This is a genomic window from Ruegeria arenilitoris, assembly GCF_013035315.1.
In the GTDB taxonomy this organism is placed as follows: Bacteria; Pseudomonadota; Alphaproteobacteria; order Rhodobacterales; family Rhodobacteraceae; genus Ruegeria; species Ruegeria arenilitoris_D.
The window spans coordinates 266,667-290,613 of the sequence record NZ_WQHP01000003.1 but is presented as its reverse complement, the minus strand read 5'-3'; the positions used below and the strand labels follow the sequence as shown (position 1 = coordinate 290,613).

Sequence of the window (23,947 nt, the reverse complement as noted above, 5' to 3'; positions counted from 1 at the left end):
GCAAGGAAAAGAGGGCAGGGGTGCAGCAGTTCGAGATCAGGCCGGAAAAGCCCGACGACTGGTGGGAGGTCGAGGCTCTTTATGACCTGTGCTTTGCGCCCGGGCGCGAAGCGCTGTCCTCATACCGTTTGCGGGATGATGTTCCGCCGGTGACCGGCCTGTCTCTGGTCGCGCGCGATGGGCAGGGCATTCTGGCCGGTGCGATCCGGTTCTGGCCGGTTCACGTAGGTCGACATGATGCGCTGCTGTTGGGGCCTGTGGCTGTTCACCCGACCCATCAGGGCGAAGGATTGGGCGGTTTCCTGATCCATCAGGGGCTTGAGGCGGGCCGCGAAAAGGGTTGGCGCAGGGTGATGCTGGTAGGCGATGCGCCTTACTATGCGCGGTTTGGGTTCACTCGACTTGCGGGAGTAGAGATGCCGCCCCCGACCAACCCTGAACGGGTTTTGGGCGTGGAATTGACACCCGGTGTCTGGTCCAACGTTCGGGGTGCGGTGACCCGCTGGACGCGCTGAACTATTGAAACCGCAGCGTTCAGCCCCGATGTTTAATCGCAGGAGGGCTTTTATGCAGGACGTGCTTCTTGTCGAGAAACTGGATGCCGAGGCCGAGCTGGATCGGCTGGCCAAATACTACCGGTCTGCCGGAGGTCCGGGCGTCAAGCTGTTGAACAGTTTGGGCGGTTCGGCTGAATCGCTGTTGGAACAGCTTCCCGAACCTATACGGCAAGGGTTGACCGGGGCGACTGAACAAGCGCTGTGGTTGGCAATGCATGCGGCCGAGGGGTCGCGCCGCGCTGTCCCGGATCAAAAGCCCTGGGTCAACACTGCGGTCGCCACTGCGATGGGGGCAGCAGGCGGCATGGGTGGTGTTTCGACGGCCCTGATGGAATTGCCTGCAACCACCGCCATGCTGCTGCGTGCGATCCAGGGGGCCGCATCCCGCGAAGGGTTTGATCCGTCCGAAGAGGGCGTCAAGTTCGATTGCGTTCAGGTTTTGTCAGCAGCCGGGCCACTGTCCTACGACGACGGTGCTGATCTGGGCTTTTTCTCGGTTCGCCTGACCTTGACAGGCCCAGCCATGCAGAAGCTGATTGCCGCCGTCGCACCGCGTTTGTCGATTGTCTTAGGCCAAAAGCTGGCGGCGCAATCGGTTCCGGTTCTTGGCGCGATCGCCGGAGGTGGTACGAACTATGTGTACACACGCTATTATCAGCAAGTGGCCCGAGTACATTTCGGCCTGCGACGACTGGCGATTGATGCCGATATCCCGCATGAGGATCTGGTGCGAAAGTTGGCGGCGCGTCTCTAGTGCTGCTCGAATTTCTTGGAAATTTCCCCTTCATATAGTATTCTGACTTTAGCCAATCGCAAAATAGTCAAAAATACCAAAGGTTGGCATCGAGGAGCGGAATAGACTTGAAAGGCGGTTTGGCGTGACTGATGCAAGGCTTTCAGCCCGCTTGCAGCTCAAGGGTAAACACCTTGGAATTGCCCGACAATCTGCGGCTCTGTGCTATAGGGTCAAAGAGCGTCGGCTTGAGGTTCTGCTCATTACAACCCGCAAGTCCAAGCGTTGGATCATACCCAAGGGTTGGTTGAGCGAAGGTATGTCCGCCGCTCAGACCGCCACGCAGGAAGCGTGGGAGGAAGCCGGGGTCAGGGGCTCATGCGCGCCCGATCCGATGGGATTGTTCACCCATATCAAAAACCGAACCGAAAAAAGGCCTGTTTTGTGTCAGGTGGATGTGTTTCCTCTCCATGTGACGTCGACCTCGGAAAGCTTTCCTGAACAGGGTCAACGCAAAAGCAAGTGGGTGTCGCCCAAAAAAGCGGCTGATTTGGTTAATTCACCGGAACTATCCCAATTGTTACGGAAACTGGCTGCAATTCTGCACTAACTCGCCTTGCCAAGGGCTTGATCTTGCCATGTCTGTCGGTATCTATTTGGCTACCGAAAATTGGACGGACCATGATTCAATACGCATTGAAATGCAGCAACGGCCATACATTTGACAGTTGGTTTCAATCGGCAGCCGCTTACGACAAACTGGCATCTGCGGGGATGGTGACATGCGCAGTGTGCGGTGACGTGCATGTTGAAAAGGCCATCATGACCCCGCGCGTGCGTCCGGCGCGCAAGGCTCAGCCTTCGCAGCCAGAGGAAAAGCCGGTCGAAGTTGCAACCCCGTCGCCGGATATCGAAAAGGTTCTGGCCGAGTTGCGCCGAAAGATTGAAGAGAATTCGGACTATGTCGGCAAGGATTTTGCCAAAGAGGCGCGCAAGATTCATCTGGGCGACGCGCCTGATCGCGCGATCTATGGCGAGGCCAAGCCCGATGAGGCGAAAGCACTGATCGAGGATGGCGTGCCGGTCGCACCGCTTCCTTTCCTGCCCACCAGAAAAACGAACTGATCCATGCATATCGTTATTACCGGTGCCAACCGGGGAATTGGCCAAGCTTTGGCGGCTCGCTACCGGGCGCAAGGCCATGACGTGACCGGTACGGCCCGTGACGGAAGCGCACAGGTCGTTCTGGATGTCACGGATCCCGTGCAGCATGGCGCAATGGCCGAAGGGCTGGCGGGGCGTCCGGTGGACTTGTTGATCTGCAACGCGGGTGTTTACCAGGATAAGGGCCATGGCATGGACGGCTATCCGGCCGAGATGTGGGCCCAAAGCTTTGCCACCAATGTGACCGGCGTGTTTCTGACGGTGCAGGCTTTGTTGCCTAACCTTCGGGCCGCGAAGGGCAAGATTGCGATCCTGTCGTCACAGATGGCCTCGCACACGCGGGCGCCGGGCGGCAGCTATATCTACCGCGCGTCCAAGGCGGCGGCACTGAATTTGGGGCGCAATCTGGCGACGGACCTGCGCGGGGATGGTGTCGCCGTAGGAATCTATCATCCGGGTTGGGTGCAGACCGACATGGGCGGTGCGCAGGGCGACATTACCGTTGATCAGGCGGCCGACGGGCTGGTCGACCGCTTTGGTGCGCTGTCAATTGAAACAACCGGGTGTTTTGAGACCTGGGACGGCCAACCGCACGCTTACTGACGTTTTAGTGCCGCGGTTGGAACCTCGTAAACCTCATCGGGGTCGATGAAGATCACCGTCAAGTCCCCGCGTGTTTCATGGCTGATGCGGGCCGGAGAGCTGCTGGAGCTTGGTACACCATCCGTGAAATAGATGCTGCGCACTTCGCCGCCGCCCAAACCGACCGCAAGGGTCGTGGTGCCATCGTCGTGATGGCGCAATTCGGCGTGACAACTGCTAAGCGCTGCGCCGGCTTTGGCGCAGGGGATGGTTCCCAGTGCATTCTTGCCATCAGTTGCGGCCAGCGTGGACACTTGCGCAAGGGCAGGTGAGGACAAAAGGACAAGGGCTGCAGCGACGCGGAACATGGGGTACCTCTGGGATAGTATTCGTAGTTAGGCTGACAGCCTCGGGTTCGCTTGTAAAGCGATCAGGTGCGGCCATCCGACTGGTTTTGAACTCTTGCCCTTGCGGCCCCCCTCGCATAAGACGCTCGGGATCAGAAATCCAAGGCGCGGAGACACCTGCCCCCATGCCCTTACTCGTGATGAAATTCGGCGGCACATCGGTTGCCAACCTTGACCGTATCCGCCGCGCTGCGAAACGCATCGGTGTCGAAGTGGCCAAAGGCTATGACGTGATCGTCATCGTCTCGGCCATGTCCGGCAAGACGAACGAGCTTGTAGGCTGGGTCGACGAAACATCGCCGTTGTATGATGCGCGCGAGTATGACGCCGTCGTGTCCTCGGGCGAGAATGTGACCGCCGGTCTGATGGCGCTGACGCTGCAGGAAATGGATATACCTGCGCGCAGCTGGCAAGGCTGGCAGGTGCCGCTGAAAACCACCAGCGCCCATAGCCAGGCTAGGATCGAAGAAATCCCGACCGACAACCTGAACCAAAAATTCGGTGAAGGAATGCGGGTCGCCGTCGTCGCTGGCTTCCAGGGCATCAGCCCCGAAGGCCGCATCACTACCCTGGGTCGGGGTGGCTCGGACACGACGGCTGTGGCGTTTGCCGCGGCCTTCGATGCTGAGCGGTGCGACATCTATACGGATGTGGACGGCGTCTATACCACCGACCCGCGCATCTGTGAAAAAGCACGTAAACTGGACAGAATTTCGTTCGAGGAAATGCTCGAACTGGCCTCGCTGGGGGCCAAGGTGCTGCAGACACGTTCGGTCGAACTGGCGATGCGGTACAAGGTGAAACTGCGCGTTCTCTCAAGTTTCGAAGAACAATCCGACGAGGCCGGTACACTGGTCTGCGACGAGGAGGATATCATGGAATCCAATGTTGTGGCCGGTGTGGCCTATTCCCGCGACGAGGCCAAGATGACCGTCGTTTCCGTGGCGGACCGCCCGGGTATCGCCTCGATCATCTTTACCGCGCTCAGCGATGAAGGCGTGAATGTGGACATGATCGTGCAGAACATCTCGGACGAGGGGCGCACGGACATGACCTTTTCCTGCCCGACCGATCAGGTTGCGCGGGCTGAAAAAGCGTTGCTGGCGATCAAGGATGCGGGCGAGCTGAACTATGCCGAGCTGGTCGCAGATACCGATGTTTGCAAGGTCTCGGTTGTGGGGATCGGGATGCGGTCGCAGTCCGGTGTTGCGGCCAAGATGTTCAAGGTACTCTCGGATGAGGGGATCAACATCAAGGTCATTACAACCTCTGAGATTAAAATTTCCGTCCTTGTCGACAGGAAATACATGGAACTTGCTGTTCAGGCACTGCATGATGCCTTTGAACTGGACAAGGCGGCCTGAGCATTTCAGCCAAGGGTCTCGCCTGACACCATAAACTGGTTGGGTCATGGCAGAAGGCACCGAAACAGAATCACGCAAGCTGCTGGGGCGGCTGCGCGAAGAGATGGCGAGCGAGGCCGCCGGTCAGGAACGTCTGGACCGGATCACCAGCCTGATTGCTGACAGCATCCGGGCCGAGGTCTGTTCGATTTACCTGTTCCGGGATTCCGAGACTCTGGAACTGTGCGCAACCGAGGGCTTGTCGCCCGAAGCGGTGCACAAAACCCGGATGCGGTTGGGCGAGGGCCTAGTGGGTCGCGTCGCCCAATTCGGCAAAATCGTAAACACCGCAGACGCGCCGTCGACCAAGGGCTTCCGCTATATGCCTGAAACGGGTGAAGAGCGGTTTTCGTCATTCCTGGGTGTTCCGATTCAGCGCCTGGGCGAGAAATTGGGCGTTCTTGTCGTCCAGTCCCGCGATGCGCGCGAATACTCCGCCGACGAGGTCTATGCACTGGAAGTTGTCGCCATGGTTCTCGCGGAAATGACCGAGCTTGGCGCATTTGTGGGCGAGGGCGCGGCCCTGTCGCCACGCCACCAGCAATCGGTACAGTTCAACGGCGGCCCTGCGCAGGAGGGATCGGCCGAGGGGCATGTCTGGTTGCACGAACCGCGTGTTGTGGTCACCAACCCGATTGCCGACGACCCTCACCGTGAACGCGAACGCCTGACCGAGGCTGTGGATGAGCTACGCGTAGGCGTCGACAAGATGCTTGAAATTTCGCAGGGCGGCGACAAAGAGCAACTGCAGGTTCTTGAAGCCTATCGGATGTTTGCCAATTCCAAAGGCTGGATGCGCCGGATGGAAGAGGACATTGCCCTTGGCCTCAGCGCCGAAGCGGCGGTTGAGAAAGAACAGTCGCAAGCCCGTGCCCGCATGGGGCAGGTGACTGACCCCTATTTGCGCGAACGTCTGGCCGATCTCGATGACCTCAGCAATCGGTTGTTGCGTATTCTGACCGGGCAGGGGGCCACCAATGGGGCCGACCTGCCGCCCGATCCGATCCTGATTGCACGTAACATCGGACCCGGTGACCTGCTGGAATATGGACGGTCTCTGAAGGGCATCGTGCTCGAAGAAGGCTCGGTCGGTAGCCACGCAACCATTGTGGCCCGCGCGCTGGCGATTCCGCTGGTTGTTCATGTCGGGCACATCACGACCGAAGCGTTGAATGGTGACCATATTCTGGTCGACGGCGATCAGGGCATGGTCCATCTGCGCCCTGAAGATACCGTCGTCACTGCATTCCGCGACAAGATCGCGATGCAGGCGAAAGCGCAGGAGCGTTATGCCTCGATCCGCGATACCCCAACGGTGACTCGGGACGGTGAGCGGATCAATCTGGTCATGAACGCAGGCCTGATGGCGGATCTGCCGTCCCTGGGAAACTCTGGCGCCGAAGGCGTAGGCCTGTTCCGCACCGAGCTGCAGTTTCTGGTGCGCAACCAAATGCCCAAGCGATCCGAACTTGTGACGCAATATCAGCGCGTTATGGACGCTGCGGGCGACAAGCGCGTGGTGTTCCGTACGCTGGATATCGGGTCTGACAAAGTCTTGCCCTACATGAAGCATGTCGAAGAGCCGAACCCGGCTCTGGGCTGGCGTGCGATCCGGGTCGGCTTGGACAAACGCGGCGTGATGCGGATGCAGTTGCAAGCGTTGATGCGAGCCGCAAACGGTCGCCCCCTGACCCTGATGTTCCCCTTTGTCGCGCAGGCCGACGAATTCCGAGAGGCCAAGTGGGAAGTCAACAAGACCATCGAGCGTGAGAAGCGATTGGGTCATGTGCTGCCCGAGTCAATCGAGGTCGGCGCGATGCTGGAAACCCCATCGCTCGCCTTTGCGCCGCAGAAGTTCTTTGACGAGGTCGATTTCGTCTCAATCGGGGGCAACGACCTGAAGCAGTTCTTCTTTGCCGCTGACCGCGAGAATGAGCTGGTGCGCCGTCGCTACGACACGCTGAATGTCAGCTTCCTCAGCTTCATTGAGCGCATTGTGGAACGCTGTAACATCTCGAACACGCCTCTGTCTTTTTGTGGCGAGGATGCCGGACGTCCGGTCGAGGCGTTGTGTTTGGCTGCCATGGGTATACGAACGTTGTCGATGCGCCCCGCATCTATTGGGCCGGTCAAAAGCGTGCTGCTGCGGGCCGACTTGCTATCCTTGCGCAAGATCATCGCCGACGCACGTCACCGGGGCGAACAATCGGTGCGACCATCAGTGATGGAGTGGTTGCGGAATCTGGGTTGATTTTCCAGACGCGGTTCCCTATTCAGTGCGTGAATGTTAGCGATAACAGCGCCCGCATCCCAAGGCGATCAGCGCCAGGAGATGCCAGCAAGACCTAAAGGAGCCCACGGATGGTTTCACGCGTAATTCCGGTACACCCGTTCGATCTGGTGTTATTCGGCGCGACCGGAGATCTGGCGCAGCGAAAGATCCTGCCGGGCCTCTATCACCGGTTCGAAGTCGGCCAAATGCCCGAAAGCGCCCGGATCATCGGTACAGCAAGGTCCGATATGGACAGCGATGGGTTCCGCGACCTTATCCGCGCGTCGATGAAAGAATTTGCTCCGGCCTTCAAAAAGGATGTTCTGGACCAGTTTCTAAGCCGCGTGGAATACGTTCCCGTGGACGCGATGGGGGACGCAGGTTGGGGTGAACTAGCCAAAGTTCTACGCCCGGACGTGGTGCGCGCCTTTTATCTGTCTGTTGGTCCAAGCCTGTTTTCGGGCATCGCACAACGGCTGAGCGATCACGGAATGGCAACGCCTGACAGCCGTATAGTGGTCGAAAAACCCTTTGGCCATGACCTCGCCTCGGCCAAGGCGTTGAACGCTGGTCTGCGAGCCTGTTTTGAAGAACATCAGATTTATCGGATCGACCACTATCTGGGCAAAGAAACGGTGCAAAACCTGATGGCGGTGCGCTTTGCCAACTCATTGTTCGAACCGCTCTGGAACGCGACCCATATCGACCATGTGCAGATCACCGTCGCTGAAACGGTCGGCGTCGAAGGGCGCGGGGCGTACTACGATCAGTCCGGTGCTATGCGGGACATGGTGCAGAACCACCTTGTACAGCTGCTGTGTCTGACCGCGATGGAACCTCCGTCTAAGTTTTCGCCGAATTCGGTTCGTGACGAAAAGGTCAAGGTGATTGAAGCACTGGAGCCTGTGGCCCCGTCGGACATCGCACGCGGCCAGTACCGATCAGAAAAAGGCGGGGACGGGTATCTGGATCACGTTGGAAACCCTGCCAGCCGCACCGAAAGCTACATTGCGCTCAAGGTTCATTTGGGCAATTGGCGTTGGGCCGGGGTGCCTTTTTACCTGCGTACGGGCAAACGCCTGCGCGCGCGGGAATCCGAGATTGCGGTGTTCTTCCGCGATCCGCCGCACACGATCTTTCCTAATGTCGGACCTCTGCGCGGCAACGTCCTGGTGATCCGCTTGCAACCGGACGAAGGCATCACCCTGCGCACCACGATCAAAGAGCCGGGGCAGGGTGGTTTCCGTCTATCCGACGTGGCACTGGATATGAGCTTTGCCGAGGCGCTGGGGGACGAAGCCAAATCACCGGATGCCTATGAACGTCTGGTCATGGATGTCATCCGTGGCGATCAGACATTGTTCATGCGCGGGGACGAGGCCGAAGCGGCCTGGGCCTGGGTCGATCCCATCATTCAAGGCTGGGAAGAGCGGGGTGATCGCCCGGCGAAGTATGATCAGGGCAGTTCCGGCCCCGAGGAAGCACTGATGCTGATGCATCGCGATGGACGCCGCTGGCGTCAAATCGGAGGGTAATCATGGTTCATTCCGTCATCACCGACGTCACTCAACGAATCATCGACCGCAGCGCCGACCTGCGCGGCCCGCATCTTGAGCGGATGGAGCACGCGCGCTCCAAAGGTCCGGCGCGCGCGCATCTGTCCTGCAGTGGTCAGGCCCATGCCTATGCAGGTGCAGGTGAAGATCAACAGGCCATGGCCACAGGCACGGCGGGCAATCTGGGTATTGTGACCGCCTACAACGATATGCTCTCGGCCCACCAGCCGTTCGAGCGTTATCCCGCTTTGATCCGCGACGCGATCCGCGCTGCGGGCGGCACCGCTCAGGTCGCGGGCGGTGTGCCTGCCATGTGTGACGGCGTCACGCAAGGTGAGGCGGGGATGGAGCTGTCGCTGTTCTCGCGCGATGTGATCGCCTTAGCCACGGGCGTGGCGCTCAGCCACAACACGTATGATGCGGCTGTGTTCCTTGGTGTCTGTGACAAGATCGTCCCCGGTTTGATCATCGGCGCGCAGGCGTTCGGCCACCTGCCAGCGGTGTTCCTGCCTGCGGGTCCTATGACCAGCGGGTTGCCGAACGATGAAAAGGCCAAGGTGCGTCAACAGTTTGCCGCTGGCGAAGTAGGCCGCGACGCTTTGATGAAGGCTGAGATGGCCGCCTATCATGGTCCGGGCACCTGCACCTTCTATGGCACCGCGAACACCAACCAGATGCTGATGGAGTTCATGGGCCTGCACCTGCCGGGCTCGAGCTTCGTCAACCCGAATACGCCATTGCGCGACGCGCTGACCGAGGAAGGCGCGCGCCGCGCGTTGTCGCTGAGCGCGCTGGGCAACCACTATACGCCGGTGTGCCAGATTCTGGATGAACGCGCCTTTGTAAACGGCATCGTCGGCCTGATGGCCACGGGCGGCTCGACCAACCTTTTGATCCACCTGATCGCCATGGCGCGCGCGGGCGGTATCGTGTTGGATTGGGCAGACTTTTCGGACATCTCCGCTGTGGTGCCGTTGGTCGCGCGGGTTTACCCAAACGGTTTGGCGGATGTGAACCATTTCCACGCCGCGGGCGGGTTGGGTTACTGTATCGGCACCCTGCTGGAAGACGGTTTGCTGCATCCCGATACGCTGACCGTCGCCGGGCAGGGCCTGCATCGTTATACGCAGGAACCCAAGCTGAAGGACGGCGACCTGATCTGGGAAGATGGCGCAGGCCACAGCCTGAACGAAAAGATCGTCCGTTCGGCCAAAGACCCGTTCCAGCCCACCGGCGGCTTGTCGCGCCTGACCGGAAATCTGGGGACCGGAGTGATGAAAGTCTCAGCCGTTGCGCCAGAGCATCAGGTGGTCGAGGCTTCGGTCCGTGTGTTCCACGATCAGGATGATGTCAAAGCCGCTTTCAAGGCCGGAGAGTTCACAGATGACGTCATCGTCGTCGTGCGGTTCCAGGGCCCCAAGGCGAACGGCATGCCCGAGTTGCACTCGTTGACGCCTATCCTGTCGATTCTTCAGGGGCGCGGGCAAAAGGTGGCGCTGGTCACCGATGGCCGCATGTCCGGCGCGTCGGGCAAAGTTCCCGCCGCCATCCATGTCTGCCCCGAGGCGCTGGACGGTGGCGCGATCGCTTACCTGCAGGATGGCGACATCCTGCGTGTCGATGCGGTGAAGGGCGAGTTGGAGATCCTGACCCCCGGCGTTCTTGATCGCGCGCCAGCCGTCGCCGATTTGTCGGGCAACCAACATGGCGTTGGGCGCGACCTATTTTCCACCTTCCGCCAAACGGTTGGATCCGCCGATACCGGCGCCAGTATTTTCGGAGTTTAATCCATGTCCAAAACCCAGCGCACGCGCGAAATCTGCGCTCTGGCCCCCATTGTTCCAGTCCTCGTCGTCGATGATGCCTCGCAGGCCCGTCCGTTGGCCGAAGCCCTTGTCGCTGGCGGGCTGCCCGCGCTCGAGGTCACCTTGCGCACCCCTGCAGCGCTGGACGCGATCCGCGCCATGTCAGCGGTTTCGGGCGGCGTCGTCGGTGCAGGTACGCTGGTCACGCCTGAAGACGTGAGGGCGGCCAAAGAGGCGGGCGCACAGTTTGGTGTGTCTCCGGGCGCGACAGACGCACTGATTGCGGCATGTGAAGCTGAAGGTCTGCCGCTTCTGCCTGGTGCTGCGACCGCAAGCGAGGCAATGGCCCTGCTGGAAAAGGGCTATGACATGCTCAAATTCTTCCCTGCCGAAGCCTCGGGTGGCGCGCCCGCTTTGAAGGCCATCGGAGGCCCTCTGCCGCAGATCAAGTTCTGCCCGACCGGTGGCGTGTCGCCTGAAAACGCACGCGATTACCTGTCTTTGTCCAATGTGGTGTGTGCGGGTGGCAGCTGGGTCGCGCCTAAACAGATGGTCATTGATGGCGATTGGGCGGGCATCGAAAACCTTGCGCGCGCGGCCTCCAAGCTGATGGATTGACGCCGCCAAAGGCTGCGCTAGTGTGGGCGTCAATTCTTACAGGTTGATCCCATGACAGACCCAATATCTTTGGCGCAAGGGCGCACGTATCTGGCGATTCCCGGACCTTCGGTGATGCCGGACGCTGTGTTACAGGCCATGCACCGCCCGTCTCCGAACATCTACGACGGCGAGCTGATCGAGATGATGCCCGCGCTGACCCGCGATTTGTGCCGCGTGGCGCGCACCGATCACACCGTGGCGATCTATATCGCCAACGGTCACGGCACGTGGGAGGCCGCGCTGTCCAACGTGATCGCGCCCGGCGAAACCGTGCTGGCTCCGGCCTCGGGGCGGTTCACCCATGGTTGGGCCGAAATGGCCGAGGGGATCGGCGCCAAGGTCGACCTGATCGATTTCGGCTCGTCCTCGGCCTGGGATCTGGACCGGATTGCCGAAGCCTTGCGCGCGGACAAGGCTCATCAGATCAAGGCGGTTCTGGCTGTTCACGTTGATACCTCAAGCTCGATCCGCAACGACATTCCGGCGCTGCGCGCCGTTTTGGACGATCTGGGTCACCCGGCGCTTTTGATGGCGGATTGCATCGCCTCCTTGGGGTGTGACCAGTTTGAAATGGATGCCTGGGGTGTCGATGTCATGGTTACGGCCTGCCAGAAGGGGCTAATGACGCCTGCCGGTACGGGGTTCGTCTTTTTCAACGACAAGGCGCAGGCCAAACGTGCCGCGATGCCGCGCGTATCCCAATATTGGGATTGGCAGCCAAGAGCGAACCCCGGGCTGTTCTATCAGTATTTCAACGGCACCGCACCGACGCATCACCTCTATGGTCTGCGCGCTGCTCTAGACCTGATCCTTGCCGAGGGGATGGAGCAGGTTTGGGCACGCCACGAACGTCTGGCAACTGCAATTTGGGCGGCCTGTGAGGCTTGGGCGCAGGGCGGCGCACTGCAGATCAATGTTGCTGATCGCAAGCATCGCAGCCATGCCGTGACCGCTCTGAGATTGACAGACGGGCGGGGCACCCCCCTGCGTGAATTCACCGAGCATAAGCTGGGCCTGACCCTCGGCATAGGTCTGGGGATGGAGGATTGGGACGGATGCTTCCGCCTTGGTCACATGGGCTATGTCAACGCGCAGATGGTCATGGCAATGTTGGGCGGCGTTGAAACAGCAATGGCGGCGCTGGACATCCCCCGAGGCCAAGGCGCGCTTGAGGCTGCGGCTGCGGCGCTGGTGGCCTAAGGGCGCAACCCGCCTCTTCATCTGGCCAAAAATACCTTCTGGGGGAGTCGCGCCTCTGGCGCGATGGGGGGCAGACAGCCCCCCTTTTGAGCGGTCAGCCAGCTTGAGCCTTGGCTGCGGCCAACGCGCGCGGCAAAGCTGTCGCAAAAGCCTCAAGATCTGATATTTCACCACAGCTGACACGGATGCTTCGGTTTTGCGGTGCGGCAAACGGCATGCGCACAAAGATACCCTGTGCGACCAACGCGTCCAGAACGGCCTTGGCAAACGCTCCATCCCGCCCGCAATCAATGGCGACGAAATTTGTGGCCGAGGGCAGAGGGATCAATCCGTTCTCGCGTGCGATCCGACTGATCTGCGTGCGGGCCTCGGTGATCTTCGTCTGGACGTGGTCCAGCCAATCAGAATCCTGCAAAGCGGCCAGAGCCCCAGCCTGTGCCGTTCGGTTCATGCCAAAATGGTTGCGCACTTTGTTGAAAGCCGAGATCAGGCCGGGTGCCGCGATGGCGTAACCCACGCGCGCGCCCGCCATGCCATAAACCTTGGAGAACGTCCGCATACGGATCACGCGAGGATCGTCAGCGGCGACCGGGGCGGCCGTGCCCTCTGGCGCGCATTCCACATAGGCCTCGTCCAGCACAAGCAGGCATCCGTCTGGCAGGTTTTCCATCGCGCTCATAATGTCCGCACCGGAATGCCAACTGCCCATCGGGTTATCTGGGTTGGCCAGATAAACCAGCTTGGCATCCACTTCGGCGGCTTTGGCAAACAGGGCCACAGGGTCTTCGTGATCGTCACGATAGGGCACTTTGTGCAGCGTGCCGCCGAAACCGGCCACGTGGTAGTTGAAGGTCGGATATGCCCCATCCGAAGTGACAACCGCATCGCCGGGGCCAACCATGAGGCGCACCAGATACCCCAACAGCCCGTCGATGCCTTCACCCACGACAATGTTTTCGGGTGAAACTCCATGATGATCCGCCAAAGCGTCGCGCAGATCGTGGTTTTCGGGGTCGCCATACATCCAGATTGCCGTTTCAGCCATTGCGGCAATGGCACGAGGCGACGGGCCAAAGACGCTTTCATTCGCCCCCAGCCTGGCAACGAATGGCGCACCGCGCTGGCGTTCCTGTGTTTCGGGTCCGACAAACGGCACAGTTGCAGGCAGGGATTGGGCAAGCGGGGTATAGCGAGGCTCAGTCATGGGGGCAGATAAACGCAAGGTCACAAGACAGGCAAGCTTGCGTTGCATAGGGATGCTTCGCACTCTGTGACGAACACGAAAGGGAGGAGCGTACATGCGCATCGTTTTGGGTCTGTTGATCGTTGGACTTGCTTACCTGGTCTTCTGGCCGGTCCCTGTGCAACCTGTGGTGTGGAACCCGCCCAAAGCGCCCGGTTTTGCAGGTGAATTTGCGGAAAACAACGCATTGGACGGATTGGAGCTGATCTCTTTGCCGGGTGGTCAGATTGGTCCCGAAGACATTGCGATCACGCCGGACGGAACTGTGTATACGACATCGTTGTCGGGGGCGCTTTATCGGATTGACGGGGCCGAACCGGTCAGGATTGACGATCTGGGCGCTCGACCCTTGGGCCTGAAGGCCGGACCGGACGGCGCGCTGTATATTGCTGACAGCTATCGTGGCGTAATGCGTTGGACCGGACCCGGCACGCTGGAAACAGTGGTTGCCGAGATCGACGGAGCGCCTGTGATTTATGCAAACCAGCTGGATGTCGCCCAGGACGGAACGATCTATTTCTCGAATTCGTCTGATCGATTTGACCCCGAGACCATGGGGGGGACCAAGCCGACCTCGGTTCTGACCATATGGGAGCAATCGGACACCGGCTATGTCGCCCGCCATTCCCCCGATGGCACGACCGAAAAACTGGCCGAAGGGTTCGTCTATACCAATGGCGTGGCCTTGTCGCCCGACGAAGATTTCCTGCTGATCGCTGAAACCGGGCAGGCGCGGGTACACAAACTGTGGCTGACGGGCCCCAAGGCGGGCCAGCAAGAGGTTCTGCTGGCTAATTTGCCCGGCTATCCCGACAATATCGAAGCGCAGGGCGACGGCACCTATTGGATGGCCTTTGCCAGTCCGCGAGTCCCTAGCGAGGCACTGATGCCGTATCCGTTTTTGCGCAAAGTGATCTGGCGGTTGGGGCCGATGGTACGTCCGGCTCCGATCCATCGGGGGATGATTGTTCAGTTTGACGGCGACGGGACGATTTTGCAGAACCTGCAGGATCCCGGTGGTCGCGTGGGCATTACCACCGGCGGAAAGATTGCCGGAGACCAGCTCTATGTGATGACGCTGGACTCGCCATGGTTCGGGCGCATGCCTGCATCGGATCTGCCCTAACGTATAGGTGGAACTGAGCGGGCCTTCCGGGCATGGTACTCCTAACCAGAGTTGGGAGGCCAAAATGTCACGCGTTTCCATCGAATACAAAGATCACATCGCCCATGTCACACTGACCCGCGGCGATAAAATGAATGCGCTGGATGACGCGATGATCAAGGCGATCATTTCCGCAGGGCAGGAGGTTGCGGCCTCGAACGCGCGCGCCGTGGTCTTGTCGGGTGAAGGCAAAAGTTTTTGTGCCGGTCTCGACATGGCAAGTTTTGCCCAGATGGCGCATTCAGACCCGACCGAATGGTTGATGACCCGCAGCCACAAAGACGCCAACGAAGTGCAGGAGGTCGCTCTGACCTGGCGGCGGGTACCAGTGCCAGTGATCTGCGCCATTCAGGGTGTCGCCTACGGGGGCGGTCTGCAACTGGCGTTGGGCGCTGATATTCGCATTGCCCACCCCGAGGCAAAGCTGTCGGTGATGGAGATGAAATGGGGCCTGATCCCGGATATGGGCGGAATGGTGTTGTTACCAAAGCTGGTTCGGTCAGATGTGCTGCGCCTGTTGACCTACACCGCGCGTCCGATTGGTGCTGCGCAGGCGGCAGAGTGGGGGTTGGTCACCAAGCTTTCCGATGATCCATTGACCGAGGCGCTGGCCCTGGCCGAGGATATTGCGGGCCAAAGCCCATCGGCTATTCGGGCAGCTAAACGTCTGATCGAGGTCGCCGAGTCCCAACCCCGTACTGAAGTTTTGACCGAGGAATCCTCGGAACAGGTCGCATTAATTGGGAAGCCGGAGCAAATGGAGGTCATTGCCGCACAGATGCAGGGACGCAAGCCGGAATTCAAATGAAAATGAGGCCCGTACGATCTCGCGAGCCCGAAATCAGATTGCCCGATTTCGGTGTCGAATTAGACGTTTACGACAAGGTTCTAACGTAAAAAGGCCCGTCTTGCATCGCGCGCCATGTTATAGCGCATCTCAAGCTCGGCTATTTGAGCCATTGTTGCCTTGCGTTCCTCCGGGTCGGTCTGAGAAGCATAGGTTTTTCGCGCAGCGTCCAGCTTATTCTTGATGTCGAACTCTTCGGGCAAAACACCTGCCTGCGCCATGATGCGATGACCTGCGGCAAGCGCCGGATCGGTTTGCGCTTCGGACGACCGATCTGGCAGAGGCTGACCTTCACCCTCCAACCCGTCCAGCTGACCTTCGGCTTGCGCCTTTTTGATCTGACGTTCGACCAGTTTTCCAAACGATCCCAACATGGCATGAGTGTACTCGACCAGTGCGGCAGGGAAAAGCGATCATCTGAGCCGGTTTGCAACCACGTAAGCGATACCACCCGCCGCCAACCCCCAAACGGCGGCGCCCAAACCAAAGACCGTGATGCCCGATGCGGTGATGGCAAAGGTCAGAATGGCGGCTTCGCGCTCTGCGGGTACATCCAAGGCTGCGTGCGTGGCGTTCGCCATTACACCGATCAGGGCGATACCGGTCAGCGTGCCCATCAGCAACGGGTCCGCATGGGCGGCAAAACCTGTAATTGCAACAGCAAACACGCCGAACAGGCAGTAGAAGCCGCCCGCCATTACGGCTGACCAATAGCGCTGGTTCGGGTCTGGGTGGCTGTCTTCGTTTGAGCACATGGCGGCAGTGATCGCTGCAAGGCAGGTGGCGGGGGCACCAAAGGGGGCGGACAGGATGCTGGCCCCGCCGACCGCCGAGAACAGATTGCCTGCCCGAGGCGCGTAGCCAAAGCTGCGCATCACCGCGATACCGGGGATGTTTTGCGTGGCCATTGTGACGATGAACAAAGGTATGCCGATACCGATTGCAGAGGCGACCGAGAATGTCGGCATCGTAAGAACTGGCGCGGCCACCAGATGTTCCGGCATGACCGAACTGTCGCCAGCGTTCAGAACGACGACAATAGCCGCCGCGATCACAGCGGTGGGAACCGCAAACAGGCGGTTGACCCGCCCTGCGATGAACCACGTCAGGATGACGGGTAGCGCCTGCCACGGAACGGCGACTGCGGCCTGGAAGGGGATGATGCATAACGGCAGCAGAACCCCGCCCAGCATCGCCTGCGCAAGCGTTGTTGGGATGGCCGCTGCGAGCCGTCCAAGCGGCCCCCACAATCCGGCCAGAACGGTTAGCGCACCAGCACACAGAAACGCCCCGACGGCGTCAGAAAACCCAGCCAGCGGAGTGGCCGAAACAGCAAGCAGGGCGGCCCCGGGTGTGGACCAGGCCACGCTAATCGGCTGCTTGAACCACAGGCTGAGGGCAATCGCAGCCAGCCCCATCGCAACTGCGGCCATCATCAGGCCGGACGCGGACTCGGCCGCTGATGCGCCCATTGCGGCCAATCCCTGAAGCACAATCGGGAAGGAGCTGAAAAAACCAACGACCGCGACCACAAGGCCGGTCGAGATCGTTTGCATTGGGGGGAAAGCGCGTGCCATCGCAGCCTCAGAGTTATCTGGACAACTTGCTAACAATCACAAGCCTCTAAGAACAAGACAAAAGCAGTCATACGAACAAAAAAACCCGCCGAAAACATCTCGGCGGGGTTGTTGGAGTGAGTTCAAAGATAGGTCGAAGGTCAGGCGATTTCGGCTAACCGGGCCAGCGCCTCATTCAACCTGGCTTCTTCCTCTTCGCGGGCGGCCAGATTGGCTTTGGCTTCCTCGACCACCTCTTCCGGAGCCGAGGCCACGAATTTGGGGTTGTCCAGGCGTCCGCGCAAGCCGCCCAGTTCCTTGGCCAATTTTCCCTTGGCTTTCTCCAGCCGTTCTTTCTCGGCACCGATGTCGATGATATCCGCCAGCGGCAGACCAAAGGACGCGCCGGGGGCAGCGATCGAGATGGTGCCTTTGGGCAGTTCATCGGCCTTGGTCAGGCTGTCGATCCGCGCCAGACGCTTGATCAACGCCTCGTTTCGGTCCCATGCGGCCTGTCCATTGGCGTCGATTTCGGTCACCAGCATCGGGACGTAGAGGCCAGCCGGAACGCGCATCTGCGCACGGGCGGAACGGGTGTTTTCGATTACCGAGATCACCCAGTTCATCTCGCGATCCGCATCGGCGTCGATCAGGTCGGCAGCGGCATAGGTCGGCCAATCAGCGTGGACGACCATCTTGGCGCGGTCGCCGGTCAGGCCCCACAACTCTTCGGTGATGAAGGGCATGATCGGGTGCAGCAGGACCATGCACTGGTCCAGAACCCAACGCATAGTCGCGCGGGTCTCGGCCTGTGCTTCGGCGTCATCGCCCTGCAACAGGGGTTTCGACAGTTCCACGTACCAATCGCAGACCTTGCCCCAGACAAAGGCATAAAGCCCGTTGGCGGCGTCGTTGAAGCGGTAGCTTTCAAGTGCTGCGTCGACCTCTTCCCGCACACGGGCGGTTTCGCCGATGATCCAGCGGTTTACAGCCGCTTTGGGTTTCAGGTCGACCACGTCCAGTTGTGGAACGGCGTCGGTAAAGACTTCGTTCATCTCGGCAAAGCGGACGGCGTTCCACAGCTTGGTGCCGAAGTTGCGGTAGCCGGTGATGCGGTCTCGTGACAGTTTCAGCACGCCTCCAATCGCCGCCATCGAAGCGTTGGTGAACCGCAGCGCGTCGGCGCCGAATTCGTCCACGATCTCAAGCGGGTCGATCACGTTGCCGGTGGTCTTGGACATCTTCTTGCCCTTCTCGTCGCGGACGAGCTGGTGCAGGTAGACGGTGTGGAACGGAACCTGATCGACCACGGCCAGTTGCATCATCATCATCCGGGCGACCCAGAAGAACAGAATATCCGCGCCGGTGATCAGAACATCTGTGGGGAAGTAGCGTTCCAGCTCCTCGGTCTGCTCGGGCCAGCCGAGCGTGCCGATGGGCCAGAGGCCCGAGGAGAACCAGGTGTCGAGGACGTCGGGATCACGCCAGACCGGGTAGACCAGTTTGGTTGGATCCTGATCAACTGCGTACTGAGCCAGGCTCTCAGCGAACTGATGGATCGCTTCGTGCTTGTCAGCGACTTCGATGACCGTTGCGTGGCTAAGCGGGCTTGGAATGTTTGCGTTGTCGTCGAGGAACTTCTCAGTAACAGCCTCAAGGCTCGCTGCGCATTCCATGACGTTGCCACGGTGCAGCATGCCACCTTCGTTCAGCAAACGGCCCAACTCGACCAGATCAAGGTTGCCGTCGTTCTCGTCGTCCTTGAAGTTCTCAGCCGAGAGATCGAGACCATACCAAACCGGAATCTGATGTCCCCACCACAGTTGGCGCGAGATGCACCAGGGCTCGATGTTTTCCAGCCAGTGGTAATAGGTCTTCTCGCCCGACTCGGGGATGATCTTGACCGTGCCGTCCTTGACCGCATCCAGCGCGGGGCCGACGATCTTTTCGGCGTCCACGAACCACTGGTCGGTGAACATCGGCTCAATCACCACTTTGGAGCGGTCGCCGAAGGGCTGCATGATCGGTTTGCTCTCGACCAGCGGCACAAGGGCTGCCGGGTCGTCATCTTCGCCCAGCTTGGTGCCCAGAACCGGATCATCCGCGCGAGTCATTACGGCCAGACCATCGGCGTTGATCTCTTCCACCACTTTCGCGCGCGCTTCGAACCGGTCGAGGCCGCGCAGGTGGTCGGGGACCAGGTTGATCGCGTCGATCTCGTTCTCGGTGAACGCCTTGCCGCGCGCGTACTCCTGCGCCTTGCCCGCCTCGTCGGCGTAGGGCGCGCCATCGGCCCGCATCGCGCCTTTGGTGTCCATCAGGCGGTACATCGGGATGCCGCCGCGCTTGGCCACCTGGTTGTCGTTGAAGTCATGCGCGCCGGTGATCTTCACCGCGCCCGAGCCGAACTCTGGGTCCGGATAATCATCGGTGATGATGGGGATCTGACGGCGATGTTCTTTCGGGCCAACAGGGATTTCGCAGAGTTTGCCGATGATTGGCGCGTAACGCTCATCCGAGGGGTGAACCGCAACCGCGCCATCACCCAGCATGGTTTCCGGGCGGGTCGTCGCGATAGAGATGTAATCGCGCTCTTCCTCAAGTACGACGTTCCCGTCTTCGTCCTTTTCGACATAGGTATAGGTCTCGCCACCGGCCAGCGGGTATTTGAAGTGCCACATATGGCCCGCGACTTCGATATTCTCGACCTCAAGGTCCGAGATCGCGGTTTCGAAATGCGGGTCCCAGTTGACCAGTCGCTTGCCGCGATAGATCAGGCCTTTTTCGTACATATCGACAAAGACCTTGATCACCGCGTCGTGGAAGTTGGCCGAGTTCTCGTGCCCCGTGCGCGGATCACCCGCCGCACCAGCCATCGTGAAGGCATTGCGGGACCAGTCACAGGACGAGCCCAGCCGCTTCAACTGATCGATAATGGTGCCGCCGTATTCGGCCTTCCATTCCCAGACCTTTTCAAGGAATTTCTCACGCCCAAGCTCGCGCCGACCCGGCTGTTGGGTCAGCATCAGCATCTTTTCCACCTGCATCTGGGTGGCGATACCCGCATGGTCCTGACCAGGTTGCCACAGGGTGTCGAAACCCCGCATACGGTGCCAGCGGGTCAGGATGTCTTGCAGGGTGTTGTTGAACGCATGACCCACGTGCAGCGCGCCCGTCACGTTGGGCGGCGGGATCATGATGGTAAAGCTTTCGTCGCGCGATTTGTTCGCGCCTGCCTTGAAGGCTCCGGCCTGTTCCCAGGCCTCGTAGATGCGGGCCTCGGCTTCGGCCGCGTTGAATGTCTTTTCCATCGCCATCGGGTGCGTCCTGCGTCATCAATCTTGGGTCAGCGCCTGCAATAGCGAATGCGTGCAAGAAGGGGAAGGCCCCTATGGACATCACCCTGCCGCAGGCTAGTCTCGCCCCGTATCGCAGCGGCAGGAGCACAGCATGGAAAAGTTCGGAAGAAGCCAGCCCGTCAAACGGATCGAGGATCAACGGTTTCTGACCGGGCAGGGGCGGTACATGGACGACGCAGTACCCAAAAACGCCCTGTTCGCAGCGTTCTTCCGCAGCCCGGTCGCTCATGGCCGGATAACCGCGCTTGACCTGGACGCCGCGCGACAGGCAGACGGCGTGCGTCTTGTTCTTACTTTGGACGATCTTGAGGCGGCCGGTATCGAAACCGTCATGAATGCCGCTGCAGTACCGAACCGCGATGGTTCGCAGACCGCGATACCCGACCGACACATGCTGGCAAAGGATCGCGCCCGGTTCGTCGGCGAGCCTGTAGCCGTTGTGATTGCAGATACACTGGCGCAGGCGCGAGACGCGGTTGAGCTGATCTGGATGGAGACCGATGATCTGCCCGCAAAGCTGGACGTTGAAGTGGGCGGCGAGCCACTGCACGCTGAGGTACTCGACAACCGGGCATTCGACTGGGGGTTGGGCGACGAAGCGGCGACCCAGGCCGCCTTTCAGTCCGCCGCCCATACCGTTACGCTGAACGTCGCCGACAACCGTGTGATCATTACGTCGATCGAGCCGCGCGGCTGTCAGGCCAGTTGGGCCGATGGACGGCTGCACTTTGCCTACGGCGGGCAGGGTGTCTGGGCGATGCGCGGGCAATTGGCGCAAAAGCTGAAGCTAAAGCCAGAGGAAATTCGCGTCACCACTCCGGATGTCGGCGGCGGGTTCGGCATGAAGGTGATGCCGTACCCAGAATATTTCTGCGTGTCCGTTGCCGCGATGAAGCTGGGCCAACCGGTGCATTGGATGTCGGACCGGTCCGAGGCGATGCTGTCGGACCACCACGGTCGCGACCTGACATCGCTTGCGGAACTGGCCTTTGACGAAGACCTGAACATCACGGCCTACCGGGTGCACAGCAAAGTCAATCTGGGCGCATACAGTAGTCATTTCGGGCAGGCCATTCAGACCAATCTGTTCAGCAAGGTTCTGATGGGCGTTTATGATGTTCAGACCACATATCTGCGGGTCGAGGGGTTTTATACCAACACCACACAGGTCGACGCCTATCGCGGCGCAGGCCGACCCGAGGCAATCTATGTGCTGGAGCGTGTCCTCGACCGCGCGGCGCGGCAACTGGGCGTGGATCCCTGGGAATTGCGTCGACGCAACTTTATCAAACCTCAGAACTTCCCTTACAAAACCGCGACCGGTGAAACCTATGACGTGGGCGATTTCGACATGGTCCTGTCCCGCGCCGGCGAGCAAAGCCAGGGGTTCGCCGACCGCAAAGCAGCCGATGCCGAACGCGGCCTGATCCGAGGGCAGGGGTTGTGTTACTATATCGAAAGTATTTTGGGTGACCCTTCGGAAAACGCAAAGGTCGAATTCTGCGAGGATGGCACCGTGAACCTCTATGTTGGCACCCAATCAAATGGGCAGGGGCATGAGACGGTGTATGCGCATTTCCTGTCGGACCAGACCGGGATTCCGCTGGATCAGATCAACGTGGTGCAAGGTGACAGCGATCGTCTGGCGCATGGCGGAGGAACGGGCGGGTCACGCTCGGTCACAGTGCAAAGTACGGCGACCCTTGCCACGATTGACGTCATGATCGCCGCATTCACGCCTTATCTTGCCGATAAGATGGGGGTCGAGGAAAACGATGTGTATTTCGACCACGAAACCTTTCGCGCGCCGGGTTCGAACCTGACGCCCACCCTGACCGAGGCGGCCGAGATGGCCCGTGCCGATGGGCGCACAGACCTGTTGCGACACGAGGCGCGCGCCGAACTGGATGCGCGCAGCTATCCCAACGGTGCCCATGTTGCCGAAGTCGTGATCGATTCTTACACCGGCGAAACCTGGGTCGACCGCTATATCGTGGTTGACGATTTCGGCAACCTTATCAACCCGATGTTGGCCGAAGGGCAGGTGCATGGCGGCGTGGCCCAAGGGATCGGTCAGGCGCTGAGCGAGCATGTTGTGCATGATGCGCAGGGGCAACTGCTCACGGCTTCGTTGATGGATTACGCCTTGCCCCGCGCCGCCGAGATACCCATGATTAAGTTTACCTCGGCGCCGGTTCCGTCAACTTCTAACCCGATGGGCATGAAAGGATGCGGAGAAGCCGGCACCGTGGGCGCGCTGGCCGCAGTGGCAAACGCGGTTCAGGATGCGCTCTGGGATCACGGGGTGCGGCAGGCCGATATGCCATTCACACCTCAAAGAGTATGGGAATTGCTGACGCATGGTTCTGTCGCGGCTGAGTAGAAAGGTACTGGGATGGCTCGGACGGCCTTTGCGGTCCGAGCACTCCGCCGAAGCGCTCCATCGCGAGCCTGTCAGCCATGTCATTATCCTCGACGGCACGATGTCGACGCTTGAACCCGGATTTGAAACCCATGCGGGACAAGCCTATCGCCTGTGCCGCGAGATGGGCAGTCAGGTATCCGTATTTTACGAATCCGGCGTGCAATGGGACAACTGGAAGTCTTCTCTGGACGTGATGATGGGGCGTGGCATCAACCGGCAGATCCGCCGCGCTTACGGCTACCTTGCGTCGCGCTATAAGCCCGGCGACCGGATCTATTTCATAGGGTATTCGCGCGGCGCATATGGGGTGCGCAGCCTCGCAGGCGTGATCGACATGATCGGTCTGCTCAAGGCCGAACATGCCACCGTGCGGAATATCAAGCAGGCCTACCGGCACTATGAATGCAACGCCAGCGGGTCCGCTGCAGCCGTGTTCCGGCAAAAATTCTGTCATGCGGACGTGGCGATCGAGATGGTCGGCGTCTGGGATACGGTCAAGGCGCTGGGCCTGCGCCTTCCGCTGCTGTGGCGCTGGGCCGAGGAACGCCATTCCTTCCACAACCACCAGCTTGGCCCCGCCACCCGCCACGGATACCATGCTCTGGCCCTGGACGAGACGCGTGAGGTGTTCGAGCCGGTCCTGTGGAAATGTACACCAGAGTTCAAAGGCCACGTAGAACAGGTTTGGTTCCGCGGCACCCATGGCGATGTCGGTGGGCAATTGAACGGGTTTGAAGAGGCGCGTCCGCTCAGCAACATTTCTCTGATATGGATGCTGGACAAGGCCGAGCTGCACGGCCTGCAGTTGCCTGACGGGTGGCGTGACCGCTTCCCAACGGACACGCATGCGCAATCTGTCGGCACCTGGCGCGGCTGGGGCAAGATTTTCCTGCTGCGTAAACATCGGAAAGTGGGGCGGGACCGGTCCGAGCATCTGCACGTCTCTGTCGCGCCGGACGAGTTGCCGGGCTGGGTACCGATGCCAGATTTGCCGTCACATCCGGCGCAGTAAC

20 protein-coding genes are annotated in these 23,947 nt (G+C 60.2%); 15 read left to right on the top strand and 5 right to left on the bottom strand.

What is annotated here, in order from left to right:
• Nucleotides 1-20 precede the first annotated feature (20 nt).
• The 5 genes from GOV53_RS08760 (at nucleotide 21) to GOV53_RS08740 (ending at nucleotide 3,057) form a co-directional block, all read left to right on the top strand.
• A complete protein-coding gene (locus GOV53_RS08760) occupies nucleotides 21-515 on the top strand; it encodes a GNAT family N-acetyltransferase (protein WP_170465476.1) in 495 nt (164 codons plus the stop codon).
• A gap of 52 nt (nucleotides 516-567) precedes the next feature.
• Nucleotides 568-1,311, top strand: coding sequence for an EcsC family protein (locus tag GOV53_RS08755; protein ID WP_170465474.1), 744 nt, complete (start codon nucleotides 568-570; stop codon nucleotides 1,309-1,311).
• Between the two features lie 124 nt (nucleotides 1,312-1,435).
• On the top strand, nucleotides 1,436-1,900 hold the full coding sequence (locus GOV53_RS08750; RefSeq protein ID WP_170465472.1) for an NUDIX hydrolase: 465 nt from the start codon (nucleotides 1,436-1,438) through the stop codon (nucleotides 1,898-1,900).
• 71 nt (nucleotides 1,901-1,971) lie between these two features.
• On the top strand, nucleotides 1,972-2,415 hold the full coding sequence (locus GOV53_RS08745; protein ID WP_170465470.1) for a DUF1178 family protein: 444 nt from the start codon (nucleotides 1,972-1,974) through the stop codon (nucleotides 2,413-2,415).
• Between the two features lie 3 nt (nucleotides 2,416-2,418).
• The gene (locus tag GOV53_RS08740) at nucleotides 2,419-3,057 is read left to right on the top strand and encodes an SDR family NAD(P)-dependent oxidoreductase (protein WP_170465468.1); all 639 of its coding nucleotides are present in this window, start codon (nucleotides 2,419-2,421) and stop codon (nucleotides 3,055-3,057) included.
• On the opposite strand, the gene GOV53_RS08735 is transcribed toward GOV53_RS08740, so the two are convergent.
• Entirely contained in the window at nucleotides 3,051-3,404 is a 354-nt protein-coding gene (locus GOV53_RS08735) for a hypothetical protein (RefSeq protein WP_170426663.1), read from the bottom strand. The genes GOV53_RS08740 and GOV53_RS08735 overlap by 7 nt on opposite strands.
• A gap of 164 nt (nucleotides 3,405-3,568) precedes the next feature.
• Here GOV53_RS08735 and GOV53_RS08730 point away from each other — a divergent pair, with 164 nt between their 5' ends.
• The 6 genes from GOV53_RS08730 to GOV53_RS08705 all read left to right on the top strand — a co-directional run bounded on the left by GOV53_RS08730 (nucleotide 3,569) and on the right by GOV53_RS08705 (nucleotide 12,339).
• On the top strand, nucleotides 3,569-4,807 hold the full coding sequence (locus GOV53_RS08730) for an aspartate kinase (RefSeq protein ID WP_170426662.1): 1,239 nt from the start codon (nucleotides 3,569-3,571) through the stop codon (nucleotides 4,805-4,807).
• A 46-nt stretch (nucleotides 4,808-4,853) separates the two neighbouring features.
• Entirely contained in the window at nucleotides 4,854-7,097 is a 2,244-nt protein-coding gene (gene ptsP / locus GOV53_RS08725) for a phosphoenolpyruvate--protein phosphotransferase (RefSeq protein ID WP_170465467.1), read from the top strand.
• Nucleotides 7,098-7,207: 110 nt separating this feature from the next.
• Nucleotides 7,208-8,653 carry a glucose-6-phosphate dehydrogenase gene (zwf, locus tag GOV53_RS08720; protein WP_170465465.1) on the top strand — a complete coding sequence of 482 codons (1,446 nt, stop codon included), beginning with the start codon at nucleotides 7,208-7,210 and terminating at the stop codon, nucleotides 8,651-8,653.
• Nucleotides 8,654-8,655: 2 nt separating this feature from the next.
• On the top strand, nucleotides 8,656-10,461 hold the full coding sequence (edd, locus tag GOV53_RS08715; protein ID WP_174823385.1) for a phosphogluconate dehydratase: 1,806 nt from the start codon (nucleotides 8,656-8,658) through the stop codon (nucleotides 10,459-10,461).
• 3 nt (nucleotides 10,462-10,464) lie between these two features.
• Entirely contained in the window at nucleotides 10,465-11,097 is a 633-nt protein-coding gene (locus tag GOV53_RS08710; protein ID WP_170465464.1) for a bifunctional 4-hydroxy-2-oxoglutarate aldolase/2-dehydro-3-deoxy-phosphogluconate aldolase, read from the top strand.
• A gap of 51 nt (nucleotides 11,098-11,148) precedes the next feature.
• Complete coding sequence (locus GOV53_RS08705; protein ID WP_170465462.1) at nucleotides 11,149-12,339, top strand: pyridoxal-phosphate-dependent aminotransferase family protein; 1,191 nt, start codon at nucleotides 11,149-11,151, stop codon at nucleotides 12,337-12,339.
• A gap of 94 nt (nucleotides 12,340-12,433) precedes the next feature.
• Here GOV53_RS08705 and GOV53_RS08700 read toward each other — a convergent pair whose 3' ends face one another.
• Nucleotides 12,434-13,543, bottom strand: a complete 1,110-nt coding sequence (locus tag GOV53_RS08700; protein ID WP_170465921.1) for a pyridoxal phosphate-dependent aminotransferase — start codon at nucleotides 13,541-13,543, stop codon at nucleotides 12,434-12,436.
• A 94-nt stretch (nucleotides 13,544-13,637) separates the two neighbouring features.
• On the opposite strand from GOV53_RS08700, the gene GOV53_RS08695 reads away from it, so the two are divergent.
• Nucleotides 13,638-14,708, top strand: coding sequence for an SMP-30/gluconolactonase/LRE family protein (locus GOV53_RS08695; protein WP_170465460.1), 1,071 nt, complete (start codon nucleotides 13,638-13,640; stop codon nucleotides 14,706-14,708).
• Between the two features lie 64 nt (nucleotides 14,709-14,772).
• Nucleotides 14,773-15,555 (top strand): crotonase/enoyl-CoA hydratase family protein, encoded by a 783-nt coding sequence (locus GOV53_RS08690; protein WP_170465458.1) that lies wholly within the window; start codon nucleotides 14,773-14,775, stop codon nucleotides 15,553-15,555.
• Between the two features lie 80 nt (nucleotides 15,556-15,635).
• On the opposite strand, the gene GOV53_RS08685 is transcribed toward GOV53_RS08690, so the two are convergent.
• The 3 genes from GOV53_RS08685 to GOV53_RS08675 all read right to left on the bottom strand — a co-directional run bounded on the left by GOV53_RS08685 (nucleotide 15,636) and on the right by GOV53_RS08675 (nucleotide 20,467).
• Complete coding sequence (locus GOV53_RS08685; RefSeq protein ID WP_170465456.1) at nucleotides 15,636-15,968, bottom strand: DUF1992 domain-containing protein; 333 nt, start codon at nucleotides 15,966-15,968, stop codon at nucleotides 15,636-15,638.
• Between the two features lie 39 nt (nucleotides 15,969-16,007).
• Nucleotides 16,008-17,171 (bottom strand): benzoate/H(+) symporter BenE family transporter, encoded by a 1,164-nt coding sequence (locus GOV53_RS08680; protein ID WP_170465455.1) that lies wholly within the window; start codon nucleotides 17,169-17,171, stop codon nucleotides 16,008-16,010.
• Nucleotides 17,172-17,311: 140 nt separating this feature from the next.
• Nucleotides 17,312-20,467 carry a valine--tRNA ligase gene (locus GOV53_RS08675; RefSeq protein WP_170465453.1) on the bottom strand — a complete coding sequence of 1,052 codons (3,156 nt, stop codon included), beginning with the start codon at nucleotides 20,465-20,467 and terminating at the stop codon, nucleotides 17,312-17,314.
• 133 nt (nucleotides 20,468-20,600) lie between these two features.
• On the opposite strand from GOV53_RS08675, the gene GOV53_RS08670 reads away from it, so the two are divergent.
• The gene (locus GOV53_RS08670) at nucleotides 20,601-22,892 is read left to right on the top strand and encodes a xanthine dehydrogenase family protein molybdopterin-binding subunit (RefSeq protein WP_170465451.1); all 2,292 of its coding nucleotides are present in this window, start codon (nucleotides 20,601-20,603) and stop codon (nucleotides 22,890-22,892) included.
• A complete protein-coding gene (locus GOV53_RS08665) occupies nucleotides 22,870-23,946 on the top strand; it encodes a DUF2235 domain-containing protein (RefSeq protein ID WP_170465449.1) in 1,077 nt (358 codons plus the stop codon). Before GOV53_RS08670 ends, GOV53_RS08665 begins: the two co-directional genes overlap by 23 nt.
• Nucleotide 23,947: the final 1 nt, after the last annotated feature.